The organism is Paracoccus versutus (assembly GCF_029909795.1).
GTDB lineage: Bacteria > Pseudomonadota > Alphaproteobacteria > Rhodobacterales > Rhodobacteraceae > Paracoccus > Paracoccus versutus.
On the sequence record NZ_CP038196.1, the window covers coordinates 1,169,704 to 1,186,680 of the forward strand.

Annotated in this window: 14 protein-coding genes and 1 pseudogene; 6 read left to right on the forward strand and 9 right to left on the reverse strand. The window is 69.1% G+C overall.

The window, feature by feature from the left end; all coding sequences use genetic code 11:
- Positions 1–23: 23 nt before the first annotated feature.
- On the forward strand, positions 24–1,187 hold the full coding sequence (locus E3U25_RS05715; protein ID WP_166435400.1) for an NnrS family protein: 1,164 nt from the start codon (positions 24–26) through the stop codon (positions 1,185–1,187).
- A gap of 25 nt (positions 1,188–1,212) precedes the next feature.
- Here the strand turns inward: E3U25_RS05715 and E3U25_RS05720 are convergent, their stop codons facing one another.
- Entirely contained in the window at positions 1,213–1,524 is a 312-nt protein-coding gene (locus E3U25_RS05720) for an ETC complex I subunit (RefSeq protein WP_072462415.1), read from the reverse strand.
- Between the two features lie 188 nt (positions 1,525–1,712).
- On the opposite strand from E3U25_RS05720, the gene uvrB reads away from it, so the two are divergent.
- A complete protein-coding gene (gene uvrB, locus E3U25_RS05725) occupies positions 1,713–3,899 on the forward strand; it encodes an excinuclease ABC subunit UvrB (RefSeq protein ID WP_072462416.1) in 2,187 nt (728 codons plus the stop codon).
- 48 nt (positions 3,900–3,947) lie between these two features.
- Here uvrB and E3U25_RS05730 read toward each other — a convergent pair whose 3' ends face one another.
- From E3U25_RS05730 to E3U25_RS05745, 4 genes are all read right to left on the reverse strand, one after another.
- Positions 3,948–4,235 carry a hypothetical protein gene (locus tag E3U25_RS05730; RefSeq protein WP_036757909.1) on the reverse strand — a complete coding sequence of 96 codons (288 nt, stop codon included), beginning with the start codon at positions 4,233–4,235 and terminating at the stop codon, positions 3,948–3,950.
- 242 nt (positions 4,236–4,477) lie between these two features.
- On the reverse strand, positions 4,478–5,113 hold the full coding sequence (parA, locus tag E3U25_RS05735) for a ParA family partition ATPase (RefSeq protein ID WP_036757911.1): 636 nt from the start codon (positions 5,111–5,113) through the stop codon (positions 4,478–4,480).
- 102 nt (positions 5,114–5,215) lie between these two features.
- Entirely contained in the window at positions 5,216–5,539 is a 324-nt protein-coding gene (locus tag E3U25_RS05740) for an antibiotic biosynthesis monooxygenase family protein (RefSeq protein ID WP_036757913.1), read from the reverse strand.
- A gap of 34 nt (positions 5,540–5,573) precedes the next feature.
- A complete protein-coding gene (locus E3U25_RS05745; protein ID WP_116220960.1) occupies positions 5,574–6,527 on the reverse strand; it encodes a hypothetical protein in 954 nt (317 codons plus the stop codon).
- A 103-nt stretch (positions 6,528–6,630) separates the two neighbouring features.
- On the opposite strand from E3U25_RS05745, the gene E3U25_RS05750 reads away from it, so the two are divergent.
- Positions 6,631–7,680 (forward strand): dipeptidase, encoded by a 1,050-nt coding sequence (locus E3U25_RS05750; RefSeq protein WP_116221689.1) that lies wholly within the window; start codon positions 6,631–6,633, stop codon positions 7,678–7,680.
- 163 nt (positions 7,681–7,843) lie between these two features.
- Here E3U25_RS05750 and E3U25_RS05755 read toward each other — a convergent pair whose 3' ends face one another.
- From E3U25_RS05755 to E3U25_RS05770, 4 genes are all read right to left on the reverse strand, one after another.
- Positions 7,844–9,385 (reverse strand): Ppx/GppA family phosphatase, encoded by a 1,542-nt coding sequence (locus E3U25_RS05755; RefSeq protein ID WP_036757915.1) that lies wholly within the window; start codon positions 9,383–9,385, stop codon positions 7,844–7,846.
- A 66-nt stretch (positions 9,386–9,451) separates the two neighbouring features.
- The gene (locus E3U25_RS05760) at positions 9,452–11,617 is read right to left on the reverse strand and encodes an RNA degradosome polyphosphate kinase (protein ID WP_036757916.1); all 2,166 of its coding nucleotides are present in this window, start codon (positions 11,615–11,617) and stop codon (positions 9,452–9,454) included.
- 31 nt (positions 11,618–11,648) lie between these two features.
- Positions 11,649–12,338, reverse strand: coding sequence for a P-loop NTPase family protein (locus E3U25_RS05765; protein WP_116220959.1), 690 nt, complete (start codon positions 12,336–12,338; stop codon positions 11,649–11,651).
- A 3-nt stretch (positions 12,339–12,341) separates the two neighbouring features.
- The gene (locus E3U25_RS05770; RefSeq protein ID WP_243700203.1) at positions 12,342–13,634 is read right to left on the reverse strand and encodes an AI-2E family transporter; all 1,293 of its coding nucleotides are present in this window, start codon (positions 13,632–13,634) and stop codon (positions 12,342–12,344) included.
- A 140-nt stretch (positions 13,635–13,774) separates the two neighbouring features.
- Between E3U25_RS05770 and proS the strand changes: the two genes are divergently transcribed.
- From proS to E3U25_RS24905, 3 genes and pseudogenes are all read left to right on the forward strand, one after another.
- Positions 13,775–15,127 (forward strand): proline--tRNA ligase, encoded by a 1,353-nt coding sequence (gene proS / locus E3U25_RS05775; RefSeq protein WP_116220958.1) that lies wholly within the window; start codon positions 13,775–13,777, stop codon positions 15,125–15,127.
- Between the two features lie 226 nt (positions 15,128–15,353).
- Positions 15,354–16,478, forward strand: coding sequence for a GDP-mannose 4,6-dehydratase (gene gmd, locus E3U25_RS05780; RefSeq protein ID WP_181180798.1), 1,125 nt, complete (start codon positions 15,354–15,356; stop codon positions 16,476–16,478).
- A 33-nt stretch (positions 16,479–16,511) separates the two neighbouring features.
- A pseudogene (locus tag E3U25_RS24905) lies at positions 16,512–16,931 on the forward strand (NAD-dependent epimerase/dehydratase family protein); the annotation flags it as partial.
- Between the last annotated feature and the right edge of the window lie 46 nt (positions 16,932–16,977).

The following is a 16,977-nucleotide window of genomic DNA, read 5'->3' on the forward strand; positions in this document are numbered from 1 at the left end:
TCCGCGGCAGCAGCCGGAAAACGATGTTTCGCTTTTTGACCCATGGGCTATGGCTGGCGCCGCATCGCCCGCTGTTCTTCCTGGCCGGCCTGTGGGCGGTCCTCATCCCCTCGGCCTGGCTGCTCCCCTTGGGGATGGGCGTCGATGCGCTGTCTTGGCACCGGCATGAGCTGCTGTTCGGCATGGGCGGCGCGGCGGTGGGCGGCTATCTGCTGACCGCGCTGCCGGCATGGACCGGGCGGGTCCGGGTCGCGCCGGCCACGACCGGGATCATGGTGGCGCTGTGGCTGGCCGGGCGGCTGGGCTTTGCCCTGGGCCTGCCCGCGCCCTTCGCCCTTCCCGCTGCGACGGCCTATTTCCTCGTGCTGGGCGGCCTGCTGTCGTGGCAGGTCGCCGGCGCCGGGGCCTGGCGCAAGATGCCGCTGGCGCTGGCGCCCCTGGTCCTTGGCGGCATCGAGGCGCTGGCGATCGCCGGGCCGGGGCCCGCCGCCGAAAGCCTTGCGCAGGACATGGCGCCGCTGTTCTTTGCGCTGCTCATCAGCCTGGTCGGAGGCCGCGCCCTTGCCGCATTCACCCGGCATTGGGCCGCGGCATCCGGCCAGCCGCCCTTGACCGAGCCGCACTGGCTGCCGGGCGCCGGCGTGCTGGCATTGCTTCTGGCCATCGCGGCGCTGCTGCTGGATCGCTCGGGGCTAGCCGGGCCGCTCCTGATCGTCTCGGGCATCCTGCACCTGGCCCGCATGGGCCTGTGGCGCAGCTGGCGCGCCGGCCGCTATCCGGCGCTGCTGCTGTTGCACCTGGCCTGGCTCTGGCTGCCGCTGGCCCTGATCCTGGCGGGGCTGGCGCAGGCGCCCTGGGCCGGGCTCGACATGGCGACGGCCCTGCATGCGGTCACGATGGGCGCCATGGGCACGATGATGCTGGCGATCATGGGACGGGCGGCCATGCCGCGCAGGGGCGGCAGGCTGGCCGTGTCGCGCCCGCTGGCCCTTGCCTTCGGCCTGGTCAGCCTCGCCACGCTCCTGCGGCTGCTGATGTGCTGCGTGTCGATGGCCGGGCCGGCGACGCTGCTGCATCTTGCCGCATCAGGCTGGATGGCCGGATGGGCGCTTTTCCTGTGGGACTTTCGCCATGCGCTGCAAGGGCCGGTCCCCCGCCCCGTGCTGAGCGCGTCCAGCCGGGCGTGACGGGCGGGCCGGGGGCCGCTGCGGATCAATGCGTCCAGGGCGCGCGGCGGTCGGGGGCGAAATTCTCGCCATAGCCGCGGGGGCGGATGTTCGGGGCGCGGGTGTGCGGCTCGATCACCTCGTAATCCAGCCCACGCTCGCGCGCGTAATCCTCGGCCTGCTTGCGGGTCTCGAAGCGCAGGCGCACCTGGCTCTGGGTGTCGTCGCTGCTGGTCCAGCCCATCAGCGGGTCGATCTCGCGCGGATCGGCGGGCGGAAAGTCCAGCACCCAGTTCTTGGTGCGGGCGGTGCCGGATTGCATGGCGTTGCGGGCGGGCTTGTAGATGCGGACGCGCATGGCGGGAACCCTCTGTTCTTGCTTCCCGCCTTATCCCCGAAGCCGGCCGGGCGATCAAGATGCACCTCGCGCGATTTCCCGCTATCGCGGCCGGATTGCCGCCCCGGCATGGCGCATATTCCCCCGGCCGGGCTTGTATTGGGGCGCGAATGCGCCAGATTGACCCAGGCAGGAACAAAGGTGAAACCATGGGCCACAACAACACCAACGCCCCCGTCGCGCGCTTTCCCGAGGTCAGCCGGCCCAAGCTGGAAGGCGGCAAGCGTTTCGTCATGCGGTCCGAGTTCCAGCCGGCGGGCGACCAGCCCACCGCCATCGCCGAACTGGCCCAGGGCGTCATGGCGGGCGAACGCGACCAGGTGCTGCTGGGCGCCACCGGCACCGGCAAGACCTTCACCATGGCCAAGGTGATCGAGGCGACGCAGCGCCCGGCGATCATCCTGGCCCCGAACAAGACGCTGGCGGCCCAGCTTTACGGCGAGTTCAAGGGCTTCTTCCCGGAAAACGCCGTGGAATATTTCGTCAGCTATTACGACTACTACCAGCCCGAGGCCTATGTCCCGCGCAGCGATACCTATATCGAGAAGGAATCGCAGATCAACGAGGCCATCGACCGGATGCGCCACTCGGCCACCCGCGCGCTCTTGGAGCGCGACGACGTGATCATCGTCGCCTCGGTTTCCTGCATCTACGGCATCGGTTCGGTCGAGACCTATTCGGCGATGACCCAGGACATGGTGGTCGGCGAAAGCTACGACCAGCGCGAATTCCTGGCCGAGCTGGTGGCGCAGCAATATCGCCGGCTCGACGCCGCCTTCCAGCGCGGCGGCTTTCGCGTGCGCGGCGACGTGATCGAGGTCTGGCCGGCGCACCTCGAGGATCGGGCCTGGCGCTTCGACTTCTTCGGCAACGAGCTTGAATCGATTACCGAATTCGATCCTCTGACCGGGGCCAAGACCGACAGCTTCAAGCAGATCCGCATCTATGCCAACAGCCACTACGTCACCCCGCGCCCGACTTTGCAGCAGGCAATCAAGGGGATACGCGCAGAACTTCAGACGCGGCTGAAGCAACTGGCCGACGAGGGCAAGCTGCTGGAGGCCCAGCGGCTTGAGCAGCGCACGAACTTCGACCTGGAAATGCTTGAAGCGACTGGCGTTTGCAACGGGATCGAGAACTATTCCCGCTACCTGACCGGCCGCGCGCCGGGCGAGCCGCCGCCGACGCTCTTCGAGTTCATCCCGGACAACGCCATCGTCTTCGCCGACGAATCCCACGTCTCGGTGCCGCAGATCGGCGGCATGTATCGCGGCGACTTCCGGCGCAAGTTCACCCTGGCCGAGCATGGCTTCCGCCTGCCCAGCTGCATGGACAACCGGCCGCTGAAATTCGAGGAATGGGACGCGATGCGCCCGCAATCGGTCTTTGTCAGCGCCACCCCGGCGCAATGGGAGCTGGACCAGACCGGCGGCGTCTTTACCGAGCAGGTCATCCGCCCCACCGGCCTTCTGGACCCGCAGGTCGAGATCCGCCCGGTCGAGATGCAGGTGGACGACCTGCTGGACGAGGTGCGCAAGGTCTCGGCCGCCGGGATGCGCACCCTGGTCACGACGCTGACCAAGCGCATGGCCGAAGACCTGACCGAATACCTGCACGAACAGGGCATCCGCGTGCGCTACATGCACAGCGACATCGACACCATCGAGCGGATCGAGATCCTGCGCGACCTGCGGCTGGGGGCCTTCGACGTGCTGGTGGGCATCAACCTGCTGCGCGAGGGGCTGGACATCCCGGAATGCGGGCTGGTGGCGATCCTGGACGCCGACAAGGAAGGCTTCCTGCGCTCGGAAACCTCGCTGATCCAGACCATCGGCCGGGCGGCGCGCAACGCCGACGGCCGGGTCATCATGTATGCCGACCGCATCACCGGCAGCATGGAGCGCGCCATGGCCGAGACCGAGCGCCGGCGCCAGAAGCAGGTCGCCTATAACGAGGAACACGGCATCACGCCCCAGACCGTGCGCAAGAACGTCGAGGACGTGCTGGCCGGGCTGTGGCAGGGCGATACCGACCAGGCGCGCATCACGACCAGGGTGGACAAGCCCCTGGTCGGCGCCAACCTGGCGGCGCATCTGGACGCGCTGCGCGCGCAGATGCGCAAGGCGGCCGAGAACCTGGAGTTCGAGGAGGCCGCGCGGCTGCGCGACGAGGTCAAGCGGCTGGAGGCGGTGGAACTGGCGGTGGCCGACGACCCGCTGGCCCGGCAATCCGCCATCGAAGAGGCGGCCGAGGCGGCGGTCAAGTCCTCGGGGCGCTCGACCGCGGGGCGGGCGGGGCAGCGCGGCGGCAACAAGCGGTCGCGGCGGCGCAGCTGACGCGCGGGAACGGGGCCTGGGAGGGATGCCCCGTTCCCGGCGTTCGGATCAGCTGCAACTGACCGAAAGCAGCTTGCCGCGGCTGTCCACGATGAAGGTCAGGCGCTCCTGGATCATCTCCATCGTCATCGGCCGGTCTTCGCGGGCGATGCGATACATCTGGCCCTCGGGGACCGAGATGGTGGGCGAGGTCTGCCCGATCAGATAGGTATAGCGCGCCGCGCCGCAGGGATCGACGGCGACGGTTTCCGGCTCGGGCGGGGGCGGGGCTTCCGGGGTGCAGGCGGCCAGCGCAAGGGGGGTTGCCAGAACGGCAAGGGAAAGCGGGAGTTTCATCTTGACCTCATGAGTCTGGACTTGCTGCCCACTCAACCCATGGAACGGCGGCCGGTTTCCAAAGCCCCGGCGGATCGGCGGATTTCCGCGGATGCGCCAAGGCGGCGCCGCCGTGCGGGCGGCGCGGTAGCAGGGGTATTTGGGCAACGAAGAAGCGCGGGGGCCATCATTCCCACGGATCGCCACATTGCAGGGCCGGTGCCTGCGAGGCGCCCGTCATGGGCAAAGGTCGGCGCCCGAGCCTAGCGCAGCGCGGCCAGCACCTCTTCGGCCAGGGCATCGACCTCGGCGCGGGCGGTGGCGTGGCGCGCGGTCTCGCCCGCGCCCAGCCCCTGCCCCAGCGCCTCGGCATAGGCGACGCGGTTGGCAAGCTGTGCCGCCGCCACCTCGGCCCCCAGCGCGGCGGCACCCTCGGCCACCTCGCCGGTCAGGCGCGCGTGCGAGCGGGTGCGGTTCAGCACGATCAGCGTGTCGCATTTCTCGCGCCGGGCCAGGTCCAGCACGCCCTCGGTCGCCCACAGGTCGACATGGCTGGTCGCCACCGGCACCAGCACCAGGTCGGCCACGCGCAGCGCCGGGCGCAGGTCGCTGTCGATCTTGGGCGGCGTATCGATGATGACGAAATCGAAGCGCTTCTTCAGCTTGTCGGATTCGTAGCTGGCGCCCCAGGCCGAGGAGGTGGTGAATTCCAGCGCCTCGTCCTCGCCCCGGCGCTCCAGCCGTTCCAGGAACCAGCGCCCCATGCTGCCCTGCGGGTCGGTGTCCAGCAGCGCGACCGAATGGCCGCGTCCGCGCAGGGCCACCGCCAGGTTGACCGCGATGGTGGTCTTGCCCGAGCCGCCCTTCTGCTGGGCAATCGTGATGATGCGTCCTGCCATGAGCCCCTCCGTTCCGGCGATCGCCTGCCTGTTTCCTGCCAGACTAGGGGCTAAGCTTGCGCAATGCACGGCTTTTCGCAGCCGCAGCATCGGCATTCCGCATCAGGTCTTCCAGGTATCGACCACCTCGTACATCACCGGCTCGAAATGGCGGCACATGCCATGGATGGCGCGGTTGCGGGTGCGCATCTCGGGGCTGCGCAGCATGGCCTGGTAGTCGCGCCGGTCGCGCCATTGCGAATAGGTGCAGATGCGGGTCTGCGCATCGTTCAGGTGGATCGCGCCCGAGACATAGCCGGGCTGGTGCCGGATGACCTGGTCATAGGCGTCGTTCAGCGCGTCCAGCACGTCATGCGCGGTTCCGGGCGTCACCTCGAAGGTGCAGATCACGGTCTGGCCGGTGAATTCCTTGTCGATGCGGGTCATGGCTGGGCTCTCCTCCCTCGCTGCTGACCCAAGCTTAGCGCAGCGGCGGCGCGGGGGAAGAGGGTTTTCGATCCCGAGCCGGGCGCAGAAAGCCCAAGGCCGGATAAAGCCGGTCCGTCACCGCCAGGCGCATCTGCCGGGCCAGGGGGTCGTGAAAGACCTCCAGCGCCCCTCCGGCCTCGGCCCCCGACAGCCAGCCGCCGTCGAGCCGCCAGCGCCGGAAAAAGATCCGGTCCAGATCCTGCGCCGCGCGGAACTCCAGGCCGCGGCGCGCCTGTTCGGCGCCTCGCGCGGGCGCGATCCGGGCATCGGGGCCGTATGTCCGCCGCGCTTCGGCGATCCTGGCCTGCTGCGCGGCCATGGCCTGGGCCACATCCTCGTCGGTAATCGTGACCAGCCGGTCCATCTCGGCCCGGACCCCGGCCGGCAGCGTCGCGACCGCCGCCTCGGCCGCCTGGCGGAAACGCGGGTCGGCTTCGATCCTCATGCCCCAGGCACCGGGCTGGACGCGCCACAGCACGGGTTGGGCCGCCGGGGTCCAGGCGCCGTCCGCGACCAGCCCCAGGCGATCCAGCAGCGCCAGCAGCTCGGGCCGGGCCAGCGCCGGGCCCAGCCCATGCGCCACCGCGATGTTCGGCGGCGGCGGGGGCGGCGCGCCGATGCGGCGGATGATGAAATCCCCGGCCCGTTCCGGCGGCGGGCTGCCATCGGGCAGGCGATAGGCCAGCTGCCCCTGCTGGCGCGCCAGCCCCAGCACCGCGACGCAAAGATCGTCCCAGCGCGGCGGCATCGCCGGCCGCCGGGGCGCGGCGCGGCGGCTTGCGCCCCAGCCCGTCGCATCCGCGCGGCCCAGGGCCACCAGGGCCTCGCAGCCGATCTGGCAGGCGGTCACGGCCATGTCCTGCCAGCCGCTTCCGTCGTCCAGCGCCGGCAGGTTCCGTTCCAGGAAATCCGTGACCGCCCCCGGCCAATCCCCCGTCGCATGCATCCCGGATCCCTTTCCCGCTTTGGCCGGCCGCACCCCGCCGGCACGCTTGCGACCTGCGCATAACGGGCGCATGTTGCGCCGCGCAATGCGAAAGGACATGAGCATGATTCCGGTCTTCGACGGTCACAACGATTTCTTGCAGCGCATGGTGGCTGCGGGGCCCGGCCGCGACCGGCTTTGGCTGGAGGGCGACGGCAACGGGCATCTGGACCTGCCGCGGATGAAGGCGGGCGGGTTTGCCGGCGGCTTCTTCGCGATCTGGACGCCCTCGCCGCCCGGCCCCGACGATGCGCTGGCGGCGATGCTCAAGAAGAACCCGCCCTTCGCCCTGCCCCTGCCGCCCGAGGTGGAGCCGGTCCAGGCCCTACCCCATGCGCTGGCCCAGGCCGGGCAGCTGATGGCGATGGAGCGGACCGGCACGCTGGCGATCTGCCGGACCGCGGCCGAGATCCGCGCGGCCATGGCCCAGGGCCGCATCGCCGCCATCCTGCACATCGAGGGCGCCGAGCCGATCCCGGACCTGGATGCGCTGCATGTCTGGCACGCGATGGGGCTGCGCTCGCTGGGGCCGGTCTGGTCGCGGCCGACGCGCTATGCCCATGGCGTGCCCTTCGCCTTTCCCGCCTCGCCCGACACCGGGCCGGGGCTGACGGATGCGGGCAAGGATCTGGTGCGCGCATGCAACCGGCTGCGCATCATGCTGGACCTGTCGCATCTGAACGAAAAGGGCTTCGACGACGTGGCCCGGCTGTCGGATGCGCCGCTGGTCGCCAGCCACAGCTGCGCCCATGCCGTCGCGCCCAGCTCGCGCAACCTGACCGACCGGCAATTGCGGGTGATCGCCGAATCGCGCGGCCTCGTCGGGCTGAACTTTGCCGTGGGCTTCCTGCATCCCGAAGGGCGGCGCGACCCGATGCAGGGGTTCGCGGTCATGCTGCGCCACCTGGACCACCTGCTGGAATTGCTGGGCGAGGACGGCGTGGCGCTGGGTTCGGATTTCGACGGCGCCGACATGCCCGAGGATCTGGCCGATGCCGCCGCCCTGCCGAAGCTGGTGCAGGCGATGCTGGCGCATGGCTATGGCCGCGAGCTGGTCGAAAAGATCGCCTGGCGCAACTGGCTGGACCTGCTGGAGCGGAGCTGGGGCGGCTGAACGCGCGCGCCAGCCTGGCGGGACGCGGGGGCGCCGATCCGAAACCGGACACTCGGCAAAGGCACACAAGGATCGTCGCCCCCATGCGCAGGGAAATGCCACAGCCGCACCGCACGGTAAAGTTGTCCATTCGGACAGGATTCCCGCTATGCGGGAATCCCCCTCAGCCTCCGGTGACGACCGGCGTGACCTCCAGCGCATCGGCAAGCGAGCGGAAGCGGGCCTCGGCCACCTCGCCCATCAGCGCGCGCCCGGTCCGGGTCAGCTTCAGCTCCAGAAGCTTCTTCTTGCGCTGCAGCTTCAGCGTGCCCGCTTCGGCCGGATCCTTGACCGAGAACATGGCGCCGAAGCGCAGCGCCTTGCCCAGAACCTCGGCCTCGCGGATCTCCTTTTCCGAGAGCAGCGCGAACAGCGGCGCCATGGGCGAATTGGCGCGGCTGTTCTTGTAGCGGTGCAGCAGCGACAGGCCCAGGAACACCCGTTCGGGATGCGACAGCGCCGCCATGTTGGCCCGCGTGACATTGTCGAAACAGGCATCGGCGCGATAATCGGGATGGGTGCGCCAGGTGGTGTCGTGCAAAAGGCAGGCCGCCCGGACCAGCCGGTCGCGCTCGGGCGGCAGGTCGCCGAACAGCGGCTCCAGGAACTGGTAGAGCTTCTTGCCGAAACCCGGCATCCGCGCCATCTGCCGCTCGGCAAAGCGCGCCGCCTCGATCAGCGGATCGCGCGAGCGCAGCCCGGCCGGCATCTGTTCGTAAAGCAGCCCCTCGCGGATGCCGTAGGAAGAGACGGCCAGCGATTTCGGCTTGAGGCTTTGCACCAGTTGGCGCAGCACCTGGCTGGCCAGCGGCACCAGCTCCATCCGGCTTTGCGAGATGCCGGTCATCGCCCGCATCTCGGCCACGCTGCGCTCGCCGATCCATTTCACCGTGTCGGCGACGGCCTGCGGCGACATGCGATATTCGTGCAGCACGGTCATCGGGTATTTCGCCCGCTCCATGTCCAGCCGCGCGATGGCCCGCCACGAGCCGCCGACCAGGTAGATCTGTTCGTGCCCGCGGCCCAGCCGCTCGGCCGCCCGCTCGATCGCATCGCGGATATGGTCGCGCAGGCCCGCGGCGCCGCCCTTGACCTGCTGCAGCCGGAACGGGCCCAGGGGCGTCGAGATGCGGCCGCCGACCTTGCCGTTCGCCACCTCGGCCAGTTCCATCGAGTTGCCGCCGATGTCGCAGACCAGCCCCTTGGCATCCGGCCAGCCCAGCAGCACGCCCTGCGCGGAAAGCCGCGCCTCTTCCTCGCCGTCGATGACCCAGAGCTTCAGCCCGGTCTCCTTCTCGACCGCCTTGTGGAAGGCGGGGCCGTCCTCGGCCTCGCGCACGGCGGCGGTCGCGACGCAGGTCAGCGGCTTGATGCCCATGCTGTCGGCCAGCACCGCAAAGCGGCGCAGGGCGGCCATGCCGCGGCGCACGCCTTCGGGGTTCAGCCGGCCGGTGGTGGCCAGGCCCGAGCCCAGCCCGGCCATGACCTTTTCGTTGTAGAAATAGGCCGGCGAGCGCGCCGCCCCGTCGAACACCACCATGCGGATCGAGTTCGAGCCCACGTCGACCACGCCGACCCGGCTGAGCGCGCGTTCCGAGGCGCGTTCGAACAGCGAGCGTCCGAAGGGTTCGATGGTTTCTCCGCTTGCGGTCACGATGCCGTTCATCGGGTTCCTCTCGATTCCGTTACCAAGCCGGTCGCGCGCTTTGGATGGGGCAATTGCCTCCTTGCGTCAATCCGTCGAGTGCATCAGCGCCGGAACGTCACGCGCGCCCGCGCTGCCGCGCCCCGACAATGAGGGGTTTTCCATGAAGAACTTGTGACAGGAAAACAGGTCGTCGCGCCCGGCCGGCAGATAGCGCAGATAGCGCCCGTCGGGTTGCAGAAGCCAGCTTTGCGCCTCGTCGGCCATGTTGGCGGCCATGACCTGGCTGGTGATCTGCGCCTTCACCGTCTCGTTGAAGCATTCCACCAGCGCCTCGACCCGGCGGTTCAGGTTGCGCCCCATCCAGTCGGCCGAGCTGATGAAGACCCGCGCGCGCTTGGAGGGCAGGCCGAAGCCATTGCCGAAGCAGACGATGCGGGAATGTTCCAGGAAGCGGCCGACGATGGATTTCACCCTGATGTTGTCGGACAGGCCCGCGATACCCGGCCGCAGCCCGCAGATGCCGCGGATCACCAGGTTGATCCTGACCCCCGCCTGGCTTGCGGCGTAAAGCGCCTCGATCACGTCCTTGTCGATCAGGCTGTTCATCTTGGCCCAGATCTCGGCCGGGCGGCCGCGGCTGGCGAAATCGGCCTCGCGCGCGATCAGCTCCAGCAGCCGCTCCTTGAGGTCGATGGGCGAGATGGCGATGTTCTCCAGCCCCTCGGGCTGAACGTAGCCGGACAGGAAATTGAACACCTTGGAGGCATCTCGCCCCAGCGCCGGGTCGCAGGTGAACAGCGACAGGTCGGTATAGATGCGCGCGGTGATCGGGTGATAGTTGCCGGTGCCGAAATGGGTATAGGTCACAAGCTGGTCGCCCTCGCGCCGCACCACGGCGCTGATCTTGGCATGGGTCTTGTATTGCATGAAGCCATAGACGACATGCGCGCCCGAGCGTTCCAGCCGCCGCGACTGGCGGATGTTCGCGGCCTCGTCGAAGCGGGCCTTCAGCTCGACCAGCGCCGTCACCGACTTGCCCGATTCGGCCGCCTCGCAGAGCGCGTCCACGATGGGGCTGTCGCGCGAGGTGCGGTAAAGCGTCTGCTTGATCGCCAGCACGTCCGGGTCGCGCGCCGCCTGCGCCAGGAAGCGCACCACCATGTCGAAGGTCTCGTAGGGGTGGTGCAGCAGCATGTCCTTTTGCCGGATCGCGGCGAACATGTCGCCGTCGTGGTCCTGCACCCGTTCCGGCACCCGCGGGGTGAAGCCCGGCCATTGCAGGTCGCGCCGCCCGTCCAGCACCAGTTCGCGCAGGTCGGCCATGCCCAGAAGGCCCTCGACCTCGACCACCTCCTCGGGATCGACCTCCAGCTCCTGCATGATGACCCGGCGCAGCCGGTCGGGCGCGCCGGCGGTGATCTTCAGCCGGATGACCGAGCCGCGGCGGCGGCGCTTCAGCGCCGTCTCGAACTCGCGCACCAGGTCTTCGGCCTCTTCCTCGACCTCCAGGTCGCTGTCGCGCAGCACGCGGAAGGCGCAATGGCCGATGTCGCGATAGCCGGGGAACAGGCTCGGCAGATGCATCAGCAGCAGGTCTTCCAGCCGCAGGAAGCGCTTGCCGCCCGGCAGCGGGATGAAGCGGGCGATCTGCTGGGGGATGGGCACCAGCGCCTGCATCTGCCGCCCGTCGCTTTCCCGCGCCAGTTCCAGCGCCAGCGAAAAGCCGGTGTTGGGGATGAAGGGAAAGGGATGCGCCGGGTCTATGGCCAGGGGCGAGACCACCGGGAACACCTGCTCCATGAAATGCCGGCGCAGGAACTCTTCCTCGGCGCGGGTGACGCGGCCGCGCGACAGGATGGCGATGTCGGCCTGTTCCATCTCGCGGCGCAGGCCGTTCCAGACCGCCTGCTGCGCGCCCATCAGCCGGCGCGCATCGGCATTGACCAGCGCCAGCTGCTCGGCCGCGGTCAGCCCGTCGTCGGACAGGGTGGTGTTGCCTTCGCGGACCAGTTCGCGCAGGCCGGCCACGCGCACGGTGTAGAACTCGTCGAGATTGGTGGCCGAGATCGACAGGAAGCGCAGCCGCTCGAGCAGCGGCACGCGCGGGTTGCGCGCCTCGTCCAGCACACGCCAGTTGAAGGCGAGCCAGCTGATCTCGCGGTTGAAGAAGCGCGCGGCGCCCTCGGGCGGGCCGTCGGGCAGATCGCGCGGGGCGGGAAAGGGGGATTTCAGGAAATCGGCCTGGGTCATGTCACGGGACTTCGGGGAAAATGCGGGGCGATCATGCGTCGGCGGGGGCCAGCTTGTCCAGAAGCTCGGCCGCCAGCCGCCGGGTGATGGCGCGGCGGTCGGCCAGCGATTCGCGGTCGATGGCGGCGACCAGGCGGCGGGCCAGGTCCAGGTCGCGCTCCATGCGCAGCGAAAGCCAGTCCACCACCTCGGGCGCCACCTGGATCTGGCGGTCGGCGAACAGCTTGACCAGCACCGCCGGCAGCAGCGCGTCGTCGGGCGGGCCCAGGATCGCCTGCGCCGCCGTCTCCAGCCGCGAGCGCAGGTCGGGCAGCGCCACGCCCCAGTCGCGCGGCGGCGCCTGCGCGGTGATGAGAAGCAGCGCCCCCCGCGCGCCGGCCAGGTTCCACAGGTGGAACAGGCCCTGTTCGGCGACGGGATTGCCGCCGATCTCATGCGCGTCCTCGATGACCAGCGCGGCGCCGGGGCGGACCAGATCGTCCACGCTTTCGGGGGTCAGCGTCCAGCCGTGGCTGACATGGGCGCCATGCTCGACCGCCCAGAAGCCGACCAGATGCGTCTTGCCCGATCCCGGACCGCCGATCAGCAACAGCCGGCCCTGCGGCCAGCGGCCCGGCGCGTCCAGCATCGCCAGCGCATCGCGATTGGCCGCGGTGATCAGGAAGTCGTCGCGCGACGAGGCCGGCGGCATCGTCAGGTCCAGGGTCAATTGTCTGGCCACCGTTCAGCGGTCCTTGCCGCGCAGGTGGTCGCGCGTCTCGGCCCACAGATCGGAGGGCGAAGGCGGGCCCTCGGCATCGGGAACCTCGCCGGCCTGCTGGCGGTGCTGGTGTTCCTCCAGCAGATGCGCCAGATGCTCGTCGCGCTGGATCTGCGCCACGGCCACGTCGCGCGACATCTGCGCCAGCTGGCGCGCACGCTCGGTCGTGCCGCGCGGCACCAGCTCGACCATGGTCGGCGGCGCGGGGGGCGAGGGCACCTCGCGCCCGGTATAGAGCGCGCTTTCCTTGTAGCGGGCGACGGCAAAGCGGACCAGCACCCCCAGCGCCGCCGCCGCCGGCACGGCGATGAGCAGGCCGACGAAGCCGAAGAGCGTGCCGAAGACGGTCAGGGCCAGCATCAGCCAGACCGGATGCAGCCCGACATGGCCGCCGACGATCTTGGGTTGCAGGTAGTTGCCCTCGACGATCTGGCCCAGGACGAAGACCGCGATCACCGCGCCGATCCAGACCGGCTCGCCCCAGAAGGAGAACAGCGCGACGCCGATGGCGGTAGCGCCGCCGACCAGCACGCCGACATAGGGGATGAAGGACAACGAGGCGGCGATCACCCCGATCGCGATGCCGAAGGGCAGGCCGATCAGCGCCAGGCAGACCGAATAGAAGGTGCCCAGGATCAGGATCACCATGCCCTGCCCGCGCACGAATCCCGACAGCGCCGCGTCGATCTCGTGTCCCAGCCGGCGGATGGTGCCGGCATGCTGGCGCGGCAGAAGCTCGTCCAGCCGGTCGACCATGTTGTCCCAGTCGAGCAGCAGGTAGAAGGCGACGACCGGCACGATCACGATCAGCATGACCATGCTGACCACGCCCATGACCGAGCCCAGCACGGTGCTGACCAGCTGCCCGCCCCGCTCGCTGATCTGCTGGCCCATGTTGGCAAGCGCGCTGTTGACCGGGCTGCCCTCGGTGAAGATCTCGGGGAACCGGGTCATCAGGAACTGCTGGAGGCGCTGGAACATCTCGGGCGCGGTCTCGATCAGCGCGGTGGTCTGGCGCACCAGCACCGGCACCAGCAGCAGAAACAGCGCCACCACCAGCAAGAGCCCGCAAAGCGTGATGATGACCACCGAGGCGGTGCGCGACAGGCCCAGCCGCTCGAGCCGGTCGGCCAGGGGATCGAAGAGATAGGCCACGGCCGCGCCCATGATGAAGGGCGTGACGGCATTGCCCACCCCCCAAAGCGCCAACAGCAGCACGGCCAGCGCGCCGCCCCAATACAGGATCTGTTTCTGCACCGGCAATTGCATGGGTCTCGTCGCTCCCGTCCCCGCGTTCGGCTTCCTATGTGGACGGTCGCGGCGCGGCTTGCAAGGAAGGGCGTTGCCCCGCTATCCGCGATCCGCTAACCCGTGCCGGCCATCATGAGGATTTCGCCATGCGTCTGTCGCGCTATTTCATGCCCGTCCTGAAGGAAGACCCCAAAGAGGCCCAGATCGTCAGCCACCGGCTGATGCTGCGCGCCGGCATGATCAAGCAGCAGGCGGCCGGCATCTATTCCTGGCTGCCGCTGGGCTTCAAGGTGCTGCGCCGCATCGAGCAGATCGTGCATGAGGAACAGGCCCGCGCCGGCCATATCGCCATGCTGATGCCGACGCTGCAGCCCGCCGACCTGTGGCGCGAAAGCGGCCGCTACGACGATTACGGCGAAGAGATGCTGCGCATCCGCGACCGCCACAAGCGCGACCTGCTTTACGGGCCCACGAACGAGGAGATGATCACCGACATCTTCCGCAGCCATGTGAACAGCTACAAGGACCTGCCGCTGACGCTGTATCACATCCAGTGGAAGTTCCGCGACGAGATCCGCCCCCGCTTCGGCGTCATGCGCGGGCGCGAGTTCCTGATGAAGGACGGCTACAATTTCGACCTGACCAAGGAAGACGCGCTGCACGCCTATAACCGGCATCTGGTCAGCTATCTGCGCAGCTACGAGCGCATGGGCCTGCAGGCGATCCCGATGCGCGCCGACGGCGGGCCGATCGGCGGCGATTATACGCATGAGTTCCTGGTGCTGGCCGAGACCGGCGAGTCGGAGGTGTTCTACGACAGCGAGATCACCGACCTGAAATTCGGCGACCGCGCCATCGACTACGACGATGTCGCGCAATGCCAGGCCGTGCTGGAGGAATTCACCAGCCGCTATGCCCGCACCGACGAGACCCATGACGCGGCGCTGTTCGAGCAGGTCCCCGAGGCGCGGCGGCGCCAGGCCCGCGGCATCGAGGTCGGGCAGATCTTCTATTTCGGCACCAAGTATTCCGAGCCGATGGGCGCCACCGTGGTCGGCCCCGACGGCGCACGCGTGCCGGTTCACATGGGCTCGCACGGGATCGGCGTCAGCCGCCTTCTGGGCGCGATCATCGAGGCCAGCCATGACGACAAGGGCATCGTCTGGCCCGAGGGGGTGACGCCCTTCCATGCCGGGATCGTCAACCTCAAACAGGGCGACGCCTCGACCGACGGCGCCTGCGAGGCGCTTTACGCCGAGCTGAAGGCGCAGGGGCTGGACCCGCTCTACGACGACCGCGACGAGCGGGCGGGGGCGAAATTCGCCACCATGGACCTGATCGGCCTGCCCTGGCGCATCACCGTCGGGCCGCGCGGGCTGGCGGCGAACAAGGTCGAGCTGACCTCGCGCCGCAGCGGCGAATCGATCGAGGTCTCGCCGCAGGAGGCGGTGGCGCGGCTGAAGGAGATCTACCAGCCGGTCTTCGACGCCGCGAAATAGGGCCGCGAAATAGGCGCGGCCGCGCGCGGCGGAACGGTTGCCTGGGTATTTGGGCAACGGAGAAACATGGCGGGCGGCGCCCAGGCGGCGCCCTTTGCCCAGGCGGCTTGGCCGCATGTGTGTCTGGTGAACGGAACGCCCCCTGCCCTGCGCGCGGTGTCGGCGGGGCCGGGCGGCGCGGGCCTTGTCGTGGTTGTTGTTGTGGTGGTTCAAGAGTGGGCGGTTCATGGTGAAGAAAGCGCTGATTACCGGGGTCACGGGTCAGGACGGATCCTACCTGGCCGAGTTCCTGCTGGAAAAGGGCTATGAGGTGCATGGCATCAAGCGCCGCGCCTCGAGCTTCAACACCCGGCGCGTCGATCACATCTTCCAGGATCCGCACGAGGTCGCGCCGCGCTTCCTGCTGCATTACGGCGACCTGGGCGATGCCTCGAACCTGACCCGGATCATGGCCGAGGTGCGGCCGGACGAGGTCTATAACCTGGGCGCGCAATCCCATGTCGCGGTCAGCTTCGAGGCGCCGGAATATACCGCCGATGTCGATGCGCTGGGGACGCTGCGGCTGCTGGAGGCGATCCGCTTCCTGGGGCTGGAGCGGGCGACGCGGTTCTACCAGGCGTCGAGTTCCGAGCTTTACGGGCTGGTGCGCGAGACGCCGCAGACCGAACGCACGCCCTTTCACCCGCGCAGCCCCTATGCCGTGGCCAAGCTCTATGCCTATTGGATCACGGTGAACTATCGCGAGGCCTATGGGCTTTTCGCCTGCAACGGCATCCTGTTCAACCACGAGAGCCCGCGCCGCGGCGAGACCTTCGTCACCCGCAAGATCACCCGCGGGCTGGCCAACCTGGCCCAGGGGATCGGCGGCTGCCTTTATCTGGGCAACCTGGACGCGCTGCGCGACTGGGGCCATGCCCGCGACTACGTGCGCATGCAATGGCTGATGCTGCAATCCGACGCGCCCGACGACTACGTCATCGCCACCGGCGAGCAGCATTCCGTGCGCCAGTTCCTGACCTGGGCCGCCGCGGAGCTGGGCATCGCGCTGGAATTTCGCGGCTCGGGCGTGGATGAGTTCGCCCTGGTCGCCTCGGTCGCGGGCGAGCGGGCGCCGGCCTTGCATCCCGGCGACGTGGTGATGCGGGTCGATCCGCGGTATTTCCGCCCGGCCGAGGTGGCCAGCCTGCTGGGCGATGCCGGCAAGGCGCATCGCCGGCTGGGCTGGCGCCCCCGGACCGGGCTGCGCGAGATGATCGCCGAGATGGTCGCCGCCGACCTGCGGGCGGCGCGGCAGCATGCGCTGCTCAGGCGGCATGGGCTGGGTCCGGCCGTCGCGGGAGAGGTGGGATAGATGGCGCGGCTCTTCGTCACCGGCGGCCATGGCATGGTGGGGTCGAACCTGCGCGCCCATCCCGGCATCGCCGCCTGGCAGGTGCTGGCGCCTGCCCGCGCCGAGCTGGACCTGTGCGACGCGGTCGCGCTGCGGGACTGGCTGGCGCGGCATCGTCCCGACGCCGTGGTCCATGCCGCGGGCGTCGTCGGCGGCATCCAGGCCAACATGGCCGAGCCGCTGCGGTATCTGGCCGAGAACGCCCGCATCGGGCTGAACCTGATCACCGCCTGCCGCGAGATCGGCGTTCCGGTGCTGCTGAACCTGAGTTCGAGCTGCGTCTATCCGCGCGACCTGCACCGCGACCTGGCCGAGGAACAGATCCTGACCGGCCCGCTCGAGCCCAGCAACGAGGGCTATGCCCTGGCCAAGATCATGGCGATGCGGCTGGTGGACCATGCCTGCCGCGAGAACCCCGCCTTGCAATGGCGCACGCTGATCCCCTGCAACCTCTACGGCC

Bases quoted from the DNA above. Each gene is read 5' to 3' on its own strand.
- E3U25_RS05715 (WP_166435400.1), top strand. From the start codon at position 24: ATGTTTCGCTTTTTGACCCATGGGCTATGGCTGGCGCCGCATCGCCCG.
- E3U25_RS05720 (WP_072462415.1), bottom strand. From the start codon at position 1,524: ATGCGCGTCCGCATCTACAAGCCCGCCCGCAACGCCATGCAATCCGGC.
- uvrB (WP_072462416.1), top strand. From the start codon at position 1,713: ATGGGCCACAACAACACCAACGCCCCCGTCGCGCGCTTTCCCGAGGTC.
- E3U25_RS05730 (WP_036757909.1), bottom strand. From the start codon at position 4,235: ATGAAACTCCCGCTTTCCCTTGCCGTTCTGGCAACCCCCCTTGCGCTG.
- parA (WP_036757911.1), bottom strand. From the start codon at position 5,113: ATGGCAGGACGCATCATCACGATTGCCCAGCAGAAGGGCGGCTCGGGC.
- E3U25_RS05740 (WP_036757913.1), bottom strand. From the start codon at position 5,539: ATGACCCGCATCGACAAGGAATTCACCGGCCAGACCGTGATCTGCACC.
- E3U25_RS05745 (WP_116220960.1), bottom strand. From the start codon at position 6,527: ATGCATGCGACGGGGGATTGGCCGGGGGCGGTCACGGATTTCCTGGAA.
- E3U25_RS05750 (WP_116221689.1), top strand. From the start codon at position 6,631: ATGATTCCGGTCTTCGACGGTCACAACGATTTCTTGCAGCGCATGGTG.
- E3U25_RS05755 (WP_036757915.1), bottom strand. From the start codon at position 9,385: ATGAACGGCATCGTGACCGCAAGCGGAGAAACCATCGAACCCTTCGGA.
- E3U25_RS05760 (WP_036757916.1), bottom strand. From the start codon at position 11,617: ATGACCCAGGCCGATTTCCTGAAATCCCCCTTTCCCGCCCCGCGCGAT.
- proS (WP_116220958.1), top strand. From the start codon at position 13,775: ATGCGTCTGTCGCGCTATTTCATGCCCGTCCTGAAGGAAGACCCCAAA.
- gmd (WP_181180798.1), top strand. From the start codon at position 15,354: ATGGTGAAGAAAGCGCTGATTACCGGGGTCACGGGTCAGGACGGATCC.